General features: G+C 51.7%; 3 protein-coding genes and 1 pseudogene. 1 reads left to right on the top strand and 3 read right to left on the bottom strand.

The genetic code is table 11. The features are described 5' to 3' along the window. A pseudogene (locus G512_RS22630) lies at positions 1–680 on the top strand (IS5 family transposase); the annotation flags it as partial. Between the two features lie 169 nt (positions 681–849). On the opposite strand, the gene tkt (G512_RS0114525) reads toward G512_RS22630, so the two are convergent. The 3 genes from tkt (G512_RS0114525) to tkt (G512_RS0114515) all read right to left on the bottom strand — a co-directional run bounded on the left by tkt (G512_RS0114525) (position 850) and on the right by tkt (G512_RS0114515) (position 6,357). After that, entirely contained in the window at positions 850–2,856 is a 2,007-nt protein-coding gene (tkt, locus tag G512_RS0114525) for a transketolase (protein WP_036489856.1), read from the bottom strand. Positions 2,857–3,011: 155 nt separating this feature from the next. Then, positions 3,012–4,316, bottom strand: coding sequence for a glycerate kinase type-2 family protein (locus G512_RS0114520; protein WP_028482348.1), 1,305 nt, complete (start codon positions 4,314–4,316; stop codon positions 3,012–3,014). Positions 4,317–4,377: 61 nt separating this feature from the next. Beyond that, positions 4,378–6,357: a transketolase gene (gene tkt / locus G512_RS0114515; RefSeq protein WP_028482347.1), complete on the bottom strand. Its 1,980-nt coding sequence runs from the start codon at positions 6,355–6,357 to the stop codon at positions 4,378–4,380. Positions 6,358–7,279 lie beyond the last annotated feature (922 nt).

Below are 7,279 nucleotides of genomic sequence, written 5' to 3'. Positions count from 1 at the left end.
TATCTGAATGGTATGCTACATGTGCTGCGCGTTGGCTGCCCCTGGCGCGACATGCACGAGCGCTACGGGAAATGGAATTCGGTCTATGTGCGCTTTCGCCGGTGGGCAGAGCAAGGCGTCTGGGATGGTCTGCTGGAAACGCTGGTGGATCTCGGGCTCACCGATGACTGGCAACACATGATCGACAGCACCACAGTCCGCGGCCACAGTCAGGCCGCCGGCGCAAAAGGGGGACTCATAAGGAGGCTTTTGGTCGATCACGCGGCGGCTTTACGACGAAAATCCACGCCCGAACGGACGGTCAAGGACGCCCTCTCGGCTTTGTCCTGACAGGCGGTGAAGCATCCGACTACAGCGCCGTTCCCGCCCTACTGGATATGCCTTTCCGCAAACCTCGGCTGTTCCTGGCTGACAAGGGATACGATGGCGATGCAGTGCGCCAAAGCCTGCTGCTGGCTGGCATCAGCCCTGTCATTCCGCCAAAGTCAAACCGCAGGGAACCGATACCTTGCGACTTCCGGGCCTACAAGGACAGGAACCGGATCGAGCGCATGTTCAACAAGGTCAAACAGTTCCGTAGGATCGCCACCCGATACGACAAGACCAAGGCATCCTTCGCCGCGTTCCTCAATCTCGCCGCAACTCGCATATGGCTGCGCGACTTTGTCAACAGGGCCTAAAAGAATGCCGTTATATTGAGTGGAGCTCTCTTCGTGTCTAGTTTTGCTTTGTGTGGGGTTTTTGTGTCTTAATCTGGAGCACAGAACATTTTAAGAATCAATGCATTTATGTGAAGGCCGGGCGGTGCCTTTAAAGGCGCACCGCCCGGTCGGGACATGAAGAGGAGGATCATCTCTTCAGTCTGTCCTGAACCCTTTGTGCTATCGCCTTATCTGTGAAGCCGAAGTGAGTATAGACATCGCTTGCTGGACCGGAATGGCCGAATTGATCGATCCCACAAATGATCCCATCGCGCCCTACGTACCTTTCCCAGCCGATTGGTGACATTGCTTCGATGGCAACCTTTAAAGTTTCGCTAGAACCTAATACAAATTCCTTGTAATCGGACCTTTGTGCGTCGAACAATCTCCAGTTTGGCAATGAAACTACTGCGGTCGGAAGCCCATCGTTTTCAAGTATTGTTGCGGTACCGAGCGCGAGCGACAGTTCAGAACCGGTGGCGATCAGAGTTACCTGTCGCGCTGAAGAGGCTTCTTTGAACACATATCCCCCCAATTTGCACCAGTTTGTCTCAACATCTCGGCGAACTACAGGAAGGGCTTGGCGGGACATGACAAGCAAGGCCGGGCGACGTTCTTGCAGGGCCAACTCCCAACATTCTACTGCTTCGATAAGGTCTCCAGGTCGAAAGACATTAAGATTTGGCATTGAGCGAAAACTTGCCACTTGTTCGACGGGTTGGTGGGTTGGGCCGTCTTCACCAACACAGATGCTGTCGTGGGTGCCTACATAGATTACTGGTAGGTTCATTAGTGCGGACAAGCGAATTGAATGCCGTGCGTAGTCGAGGAAACATAAGAATGTCCCCCCGTATGGGACAAACCCACCATGCAGAGCTGCTCCATTCATAATGGCTGCCATGGCATGCTCTCTGACGCCAAAAGGAATATACCGACCCGAAGGATTTTCCCTTGAGAACGTACTTGCGGTTGACGGGTGCGTCTGGGTCGAACTGCCTAAATCTGCGGAACCGCCAATCAATTCCGGCATGATGGGCTGAAGTGTTTCAAGCACTTTCAAGCTGGCAACTCGGGTCGCTGTTGGCGGGGAGCCCAAAAGAGTTTGTTTTAGAGCGCTTAGCGCAGAAGACAGGTTCTCGGGGCATGCACCCATCATTCTGCGATCAAACTCCTGTGCCTTTGATGGCTGTAGGTCGGCAAACAAACGCTTCCAACTTTTGCGTTGAGGAACTCCGCGAGTACCCGCTGCACGCCAGTTATCCAAGATGGTTTTGGGGATTATGAACTCCAGTTCTTGCCAATTATAGAGCTGTTGCATGTTTGCTCGGTCAGACGCGGAAAATGCGCCATGATGCGCCGCAGCGGTTCCTTGCTTTTCAGTTGAGCCCTTTCCGATGACTGTCTTGCAGGCTATCATCGACGGGCGTGGGCTCAACCGCGCATTGCGGATAGCCCCTTCTATCGCTTCAAAATCATGTCCATCGATCTCTTGAGTATGCCACCCGGCAGCATTGAATCGGTCTATCTGGTTCTCAGAAGTTGAAAGAGACGTGTTGCCATCAATTGTCACGCTATTGTCGTCGAACAACACAATGAGTTTGCTTAGTTGGTTGTGGGAAGCAAACGAGATTGCCTCCTGTGAGATGCCCTCCATAAGGCATCCATCGCCAACCATAACGTATGTATAATGATCAACGAGGTCATCGCCGAACTCCGCCGCCAGTATGCGTTCAGCTACCGCCATGCCAACCCCATTTGCAAATCCCTGACCAAGTGGACCAGTTGTAACCTCTACACCTGCTAGTTGGTCTATCTCGGGGTGTCCGGCAGTTCTGCTGCTAAATTTTCTGAATTGCTTCAAATCTTCAACATCGATGTCGTTGTAGCCGCATAAATAGAGAAGGGAGTAAAGAAGTGGTGAGCCATGGCCGGCCGAAAGCACGAATCTGTCTCGATCAGGCCAAGTTGGATCTGAGGCGTCGAATTTTAGAAATCGGCTGAAAAGCACGGTAGCGACATCAGCCATACCCATCGGCATTCCAGGGTGCCCGGAGTTGGCAGCGCCTACCATATCCATTGTCAGAAAGCGGATTGCGCTTGCCATGTCTTGGAGTTTGTTTGTTGGATTGGTGTGCGGAAGCGAAGAAGAATGCATTTTGGACTCGATTTGTTGTGACCGGTACAGCGACTATCTTGTCGGATCTGTCAAGCGGGATCGGAAGTGCGGGGTCTGCCATGTCAAGAGATGCAGTTCGATGGCAGACCCCTTTAGCCTTGTTGGCAGTAGGACAAGGCTAAACCGGTGAAGGGCTAGTCTTTGTCAGCGTCATCCAGCGCTGGGAATGTCTCATCGGTAACGAGAATTGCCCTGAAGTCATTAATGTTCGTAAGCGTTGGGCCTGTAATGACGCTGTCACCAATGGACTCGAAGAAACCGTGTGCATCGTTATTGGCCAGGGCTTCGTGAGGGCTTATCATCATGTCTTCTGCTCGTTTGAGAGTCGCAGGATCACAGTATGCGCCTGCTATCTCCTCGATCCCGTCAATCCCGTCCGTGTCTCCGGCGAGCGCGTAGATCCCCGGTTGCTTATTAAGGTTTAATGCGAGGGAAAGAAGAAACTCCACATTGCGACCTCCGCGCCCATGTCCGTTGAGAGTCACGGTTGTTTCTCCGCCTGAAAGAAGAAGACAAGGTGTCTTGAACGGGTGCATATGGTTTGCGACATGGCGCGCAATACCTGCCATAACAGTACCAACATCCGACGCTTCGCCTTCTATGCTGTCGCTTAGTATGTAAGCTGGGATGCCTTGAGAAATACTTCTTTCTGCGGCCGCCCGGAGACCCAATAATGGAGCGGCAATGATATGTGTTTCGGGCTGTTTCGCGACTGATTTGAGCGCATACTCTGGTGAATGACGAGTTTGTGCGCGCTCAAGGTGCAATTTTGCAGAAGCTGGTAGCTCTATCCCATAGTGGTTCACAATTGCGATGGCATCTGAAGGAGCCGAACTATCAAAAATGGTTGGGCCTGATGCAATATTGGACGGGTCATCACCAGGAACATCGGAGATCAGTAGATTGATAATCCGTGCGGGTGAAGCTGCTGCTGCCAGATTACCTCCTTTTATCATTGAAAGGTGCCGGCGGATGCAATTCATTTCGCTGATGGTGGCTCCGCATTTAAGGAGGGCACGGTTTATTTTTTGCTTATCCTCCAGAGAGATGCCGGGTGCCGGGAGTGGCAGCAATGCTGATCCACCGCCTGACATAAGGCAGAGCACTGTGTCTTCCTCACCCAAAGCGCTGACATAGTTCATCATTCGCATCGCAGCCCGCATTCCAGCTTCATCGGGAACAGGATGTGCTGCCTCGGCAATTTCAATGCGCTCGCAAGGGACTGAGTATCCATAACGAGTTACCACAAGGCCTTCTAATGGTCCGTCCCAAGATCGTTCGACGGCACGGGCCATAGCAGCGGAAGCTTTTCCCGCCCCAATGACAACCAGTCTACCTGAGATGTTTTCTGGGAGGTACGGCGGTACGCAGTTTTCAGGCTGAGCAGAGGCAATCGCCGCCTCAAACAAGCCTTCCAAGAAGACGCGGGGAGATTTCATGGCTACTCTCAATTGGTTCTGAGTTGGTGGGCGGCACAACAAAGCCGCCCACGGGCGCGCTTTACTTCAGTTGCGCCTCTGCTGCTTCGGCCACGGCCTCTGGGGTGATCCCAAAGTGGTTGAATAGATCGGGGAAATCACCCGATGCGCCAAAGGAACTCATGCCAATAAAGCGGCCACTCTCTCCGATGTACCGGTCCCAACCGAGACGCACGGCAGCCTCAACAGCGACACGCGCTGTGTGTCGTCCGAGTACGTGCTCGCGATAAGCGTCGTCCTGCTTTTCGAAGAGCTCCCAGCTTGGCATTGAGACGACGGCAGTCGGTATGCCTCTGCTCTCCAGTATTGTGCGAGCTTTCACTGCAATTGAAACCTCATACCCGGTTGCGAACAAAGTAGCCAAGCGCACTCCGCCCTTTGCTTCCTCCAGAACGTAACCACCACGAGAACACAGGTTTGATGTTTCGTGTTGGGTGCGTACAGGAGGCAGCGGTTGTCGTGAGCAGATGATGGATGTTGGTCCATCCTTGTGTTGCATGCCAAGTTCCCAGCATTCTGCCATTTCCACTTGGTCTGCCGGGCGGAAAACCCACATGTTGGGATAGGCGCGAAGTGAAGCAAGTGTTTCGACAGGCTGATGCGTTGGACCGTTTTTCCCAATTCCTATTGAGTCATGACTGAAAATGAACATGCCGGGAATGCGCATCAATGCCGCCATGCGTAGTGTGTGGCGCATGTAGTCAGAAAACACTAGAAATGTAGAGCCAACCGACACGATGCCTTTGTGAACCGTCATTCCATTCATGATGGCGCCCATGGCATGCTCACGAACGCCATAGTGAATATATCGTCCGGCCCTGTCATCCTTGGTGAACGGCCTTAATTGCTGCTTGTGCTTGGTTGCTGCTTCAAGGTCTGGCGCGCCGCTAACGATTTCCGGAACAACTTCGGCAAGCAAAGACAAAACTTCGCCAGAAACAGCGATTCCTGCTTTAGCCTGTGGGTTATTAACCGCTTGTCGCTTGAATTCCTTTAGTGCCTCAGCCCAGTTTTCCGGGAGTTCTCTGTTCATTAGGCGTTCAAACTCGGCACGGTCGTCTGGTGCCATTTTGTTGTAACGCTCAATCCAAGCTTCACGTTCTCTCGCCCCGTCCTCGCCAGAAATAGCCCAAGCGTGCATGATTTCTTCGGGTATGAAGAACGGTTCGTATGGCCAGTTGAGATATTCGCGAGCTTCGACAGTATCATCTGGGGTGAGTTTGCCGCCATGAGCCGCTCGGTCATCTTGAATGCGGGGGATGCCGTAGCCAATGGTAGTGCGACATGCGATCATTGAAGGTCGGTTGTCTAGTTTAGCCTTGGCGATCGCCTCCGCAACTTCTTCTGGATCATGCCCATCAACACGCTGTGTATGCCAACCGGCGTTGTCAAAGCGAGCCACATTGTCCTCGATCACGGCCTGGTCGGTCGGCCCATCGTCGGTCATGCGATTGTCATCCCATAGGAAGATGAGCTTCCCCAGTTTCAGATGGCCAGCGATTGCAATGATTTCAGCAGCTATACCTTCCATCAAGCAACCGTCACCCGTGTAGGCATAAGTGTAGTGATCTACAATGTCGTCACCAAAACGAGCGTTCATGATGCGTTCGGCAATGGCCATCCCAACTGCGTTGGCAATGCCCTGACCTAACGGTCCGGTTGTAGTCTCGATACCGTTATCACCCTCGTATTCAGGGTGGCCAGGAGTAGTTGATCCCAAGACGCGGAAGTTTTTCAACTGATCTATGCTGAAGTGCTCGTACCCGCTCAGATGGAGAAGAGAGTAGATCAGCATAGAGCCGTGACCAGCTGAATGCACAAAGCGATCTCTGTCTGGCCAGCATGGGTGCTTTGGGTCATGCTTCATGTGTTTTGTAAACAAAGCTGTTGCGATGTCTGCACCACCCAATGGAGTGCCCGGATGGCCGTCTTTGGCGCGCAAAATCGCATCCATAGAAAGAAATCGAATGGCGTTCGCCATTTGGGTCATGGTGATTGTCATGTGTTCGGTCCTCCCAATTCGGCCAAGACCGGTCATTCACTGAAGTGCGTATTTGCACAATAGCGGTCAGCATCGGAACTTGGTGCGAAGGTTATGGCTATAAAAACAGGGATCTCCCTTGCCACCATTAAGCCAAAACTGAAGGCGCCGAACCAATACAAAAACTTAACAAGATCATTAGATCATCTTCATTTATGTGTTTGGGTACGTACCGACACTTACCTGATCTGTTGGTGAAAATACACTATAATGAGCAGGTCTGAGACATCTGAAGTCGTAATATATAATAATACTATCAGATAGATATGAGATATTAGGATTGATTTCTTATTCTTCCCTTGGCTCTTTTCTATTTTTCATAATGCTTCCAAAACAAAAAAAGATGAATTTAATTCTCCATAAAGCAAATCGAATTCATTTGAACTTGTGGTCTCTGAATTTCAGTATCAAGCCATAGACGAACCCCATGAAACACATGGCCGAAAGAGAGTGAGTGCCATGTCATAAAATCATTGTGCCGACGTGGCGCTTTGATTGTGATTGGCCACCAAATGCGTAGGGAGGAGCGGCGGCCACTTTCATTGTGGAGCGAACTGCTCATTTGCAATTCGAAATGTTGCTGGGAAGGAGTTGCTGTTTCCCAGAGCGTTAGTGCTGAGCCTTCCGGCCCCCATCAGGCTAACTGTCCGAGGTCAGTTGTCTTGATGAAATGCAGTTTAGTTGCGGAGAGGAAACTGACATGTTTAGACATGCGGTAATTACCCCATTTCTAGGGCAGACCAAAGACCGGTTTTCCGAATATAACCAACCACGTACGTTGGAGCAGAATGAGCTACTCCCCATCCGTTGGACAGGTTTAGGCGTAAATTAAGCTACACTGTGCATCTGCTGATCGGGTTGGTGTTGTTCGATGCGCTGCCAA

The sequence above is a fragment of the Pseudovibrio exalbescens DSM 16456 genome, from assembly GCF_000422785.1.
GTDB lineage: Bacteria > Pseudomonadota > Alphaproteobacteria > Rhizobiales > Stappiaceae > Pseudovibrio > Pseudovibrio exalbescens.
This window is presented reverse-complemented; position numbering and strand designations above follow the sequence as displayed.